Source organism: Microbacterium sp. ISL-103, assembly GCF_018613995.1.
Taxonomy (GTDB): Bacteria; Actinomycetota; Actinomycetes; order Actinomycetales; family Microbacteriaceae; genus Microbacterium.
The window spans coordinates 1-3085 of record NZ_JAGGPD010000352.1; the positions used below are offsets into that span (position 1 = coordinate 1).

Here is a 3085-nt window from a genome sequence, read left to right on the forward strand (position 1 = left end):
CGAACGCGGGGCTGGGGGCGTCGGGTTGTTCCGCACCGAGTTCCTGTTCCTCGCCTCCGCCCAGGCGCCGACTGTCGAGCAGCAGCGCGAGTCGTATCGCGAGCTGCTCGCGGCCTTTCCCGGCAAGAAGGTGGTCGTGCGGATGCTCGACGCCGGCGCCGACAAGCCGCTGGCGTTCCTCAACGACGCGCACGAGGAGAACCCGGCGCTGGGGCTCCGGGGGCTGCGTGCTCTGCGGGCGAGCGAAGACATCCTGCGCGAGCAGCTGACGGCTCTCGCCGAGGCGGATGCCGCGACCGAGGCCGACCTCTGGGTCATGGCTCCGATGGTGGCGACCGTGGAGGAGACGCAGTACTTCACCTCGCTCGCACGGGAGTACGGGCTGAAGACCGCCGGAGTGATGGTCGAGGTGCCCGCGAGCGCGCTGCTCGCCGACCGGGTGCTCGCGCACGCGGACTTCGCCTCGATCGGCACCAACGATCTCACCCAGTACACGATGGCCGCGGACCGCCTGCTCGGTTCTGTGGCCGGGTTCCAGGACCCGTGGCATCCGGCCGTGCTCCGCCTCGTGCGCGAGGTCGGCGCGGCAGGTGCCCGCCTCGGCAAGCCCGTCGGCATCTGCGGCGAGGCCGCTGCCGACCCGATGCTCGCCGTCGTGCTCGTCGGGCTCGGCGCGACCAGCCTCTCGATGGCGCCGTCGGCCCTGGCCGATGTGCGGCACATGCTCTCCACCCGAACTCTCGACGAGGCACGACACCTCGCCGAACTGGCCCTGGCGACAGATGATGCCGCCGGAGCCCGCCTCGCCGTGGCCGATGCCACAGCAACCCTTCCCCCTCACCAGAAAGAGACGACATCATGACGACGACGTCACCGGCCGCCACGAAGGCAGGCGGCCTCCGAACGGGCGTGCAGCGCTTCGGCACGTTCCTGTCCGGAATGATCATGCCCAACATCGCCGCGTTCATCGCGTGGGGATTCATCACCATGCTGTTCATCCCGAAGGGCTTCTTCGGTGAGGAGAGCCCGTTCAAGTGGCACTGGTACCCGGTCGCCGAGCTGATCGGCGGCGGAGGCGACTCGGCCATCGTCGGATGGCAGGGTGCCATGACGGCTGTCGCCGAGGGCGACGGCGGCAACATCTTCGCCTACGTGGGACTCGTCGGCCCGATGGTCACCTACCTGCTCCCGCTTCTCATCGCCAACACCGCGGGGCGTATGGTCTACGGCGAGCGCGGCGGTGTCGTCGCGACGATCGCGACGATGGGTGTCATCGTCGGCACGAACATCCCGATGTTCCTCGGTGCGATGATCATGGGCCCGCTGGCGGCGTACGTCACCAAGCAGATGGACAGGCTGTGGGACGGCAAGATCCGCCCCGGGTTCGAGATGCTGGTGAACAACTTCTCGGCCGGCATCCTCGGAATGCTGCTGGCGATCTTCGGCTTCTTCGCATTCGGACCCGTGATGCTCGGCATCAGCGCCGTCCTCGGCGGCGCCGTCGACTGGCTGGTCGCACTCAACCTGCTCCCGCTCGTGTCGATCATCGTCGAGCCGGCCAAGGTGCTGTTCCTCAACAACGCCATCAACCACGGCGTGTTCACCCCGCTCGGCATCGAGCAGGCCACGGAGACCGGCAAGTCGATCCTGTTCCTCATCGAGGCCAACCCCGGACCGGGTCTGGGCCTGCTGCTCGCCTTCACCTTCTTCGGTGTCGGGGCCGCGAAGGCATCCGCTCCGGGAGCGGCGATCATCCAGTTCTTCGGTGGCATCCAAGAGATCTACTTCCCGTATGCCCTGAGCAAGCCGACCACGATCCTCGCACTGATCGCGGGTGGAGCGGCCGGAGTCACCACGAACATGCTCCTCGGCGGCGGACTCGCGTTCCCCGCAGCCCCCGGAAGCATCATCGCCGTCACTGCTGCAGCCATCGGCCCCGGCGTCCCGAACCTGCTGACCGTGTACCTCTCGGTCATCATCGCCGCTGTCGTGACGTTCCTCATCGCCGGGGTCATCCTGCGGGCCTCCCGCAAGCGCGACCTCGAGGCTGAGGGCGACAGCTTCGGCGACGCGATCGCTCAGACCGAGGCCAACAAGGGCAAGTCCTCCGCCGCGATGGACGCGCTCCGTGCGTCGTCGAGTGCGGGCGCGGCAGGTGCCGCCGCAGGTGCGGGGGTGGCCACAGACCGCCGCATCGAGAACATCGTGTTCGCCTGCGATGCCGGCATGGGCTCGTCGGCCATGGGTGCGAGCGTGCTGCGCAACAAGTTCAAGAAGGCAGGGGTCGAGGGCGTCACCGTCACGAACCAGGCCATCGCGAACCTCGACGGCACCGCCGACCTCGTGGTCACGCAGCAGCAGCTGACGGATCGCGCGAAGGCGCAGTCGCCGAACTCCCTCCATGTGTCGGTCGACAACTTCATGAACTCTCCGAAGTACGAAGAGGTCGTCGAGATGGTGCGCGAGCAGCGCGACACCGACGCGTGACAGACCGGGCGGGGCGGGTGCTTCGGCATCCGCCCCGCCTCCACATTCTCAGAAAGAAGGAATCACCATGAGCGTTCTCACCCTCGATCAGGTCCGCATCCACACCGGCAGCAGCACCCGGGACGCGGCTCTGCAGGAAGCCACCGACATCCTCGTGTCGGCCGGAGCGGTCACTCCCGCCTACGTCGACGCCATGCGTCAGCGCGAAGAGACCGTGTCGACCTACATGGGCAACGGTCTGGCGATTCCGCACGGCACGAACGACGCGAAGGATGCGATCCTCGGATCCGCCCTGTCGGTCGTCCGCTATGACGGCGGCGTGGACTGGGACGGCGAGCCCGCGACGTTCGTCGTCGGCATCGCCGGTCGCGGTGACGAGCACCTCGAGATCCTCTCGCAGATCGCGATCCTCTTCTCCGATGAGGACGACGTCGCCGCGCTCAACGCCGCCCAGACCCCCGACGAGCTGTACGCACTGCTCTCGGCGGTGAACGACTGATGAAGGCCGTCCACTTCGGCGCCGGCAACATCGGTCGGGGGTTCGTCGGTCTGCTTCTGCACGAGGGCGGGTATGAGGTCGTCTTCTCCGACGTCGCCG

4 protein-coding genes are annotated in these 3085 nt (G+C 67.7%); all 4 read left to right on the forward strand.

The genetic code is table 11. The annotated features are described in order from the left end of the window. Window positions 1–862 (forward strand): putative PEP-binding protein (locus J7E68_RS13065; protein WP_311416881.1); only part of this gene is annotated, 862 nt, incomplete at its 5' end. Further along, window positions 859–2487 (forward strand): PTS mannitol transporter subunit IICB, encoded by a 1629-nt coding sequence (locus J7E68_RS13070; protein WP_215173246.1) that lies wholly within the window; start codon window positions 859–861, stop codon window positions 2485–2487. The genes J7E68_RS13065 and J7E68_RS13070, both read left to right, overlap by 4 nt. Before the next feature lie 67 nt (window positions 2488–2554). Then, window positions 2555–2986 (forward strand): PTS sugar transporter subunit IIA, encoded by a 432-nt coding sequence (locus J7E68_RS13075; RefSeq protein WP_215173248.1) that lies wholly within the window; start codon window positions 2555–2557, stop codon window positions 2984–2986. Then, a partial coding sequence (locus tag J7E68_RS13080; RefSeq protein WP_215173250.1) for a hypothetical protein occupies window positions 2986–3085 on the forward strand: 100 nt, incomplete at its 3' end. The genes J7E68_RS13075 and J7E68_RS13080, both read left to right, overlap by 1 nt.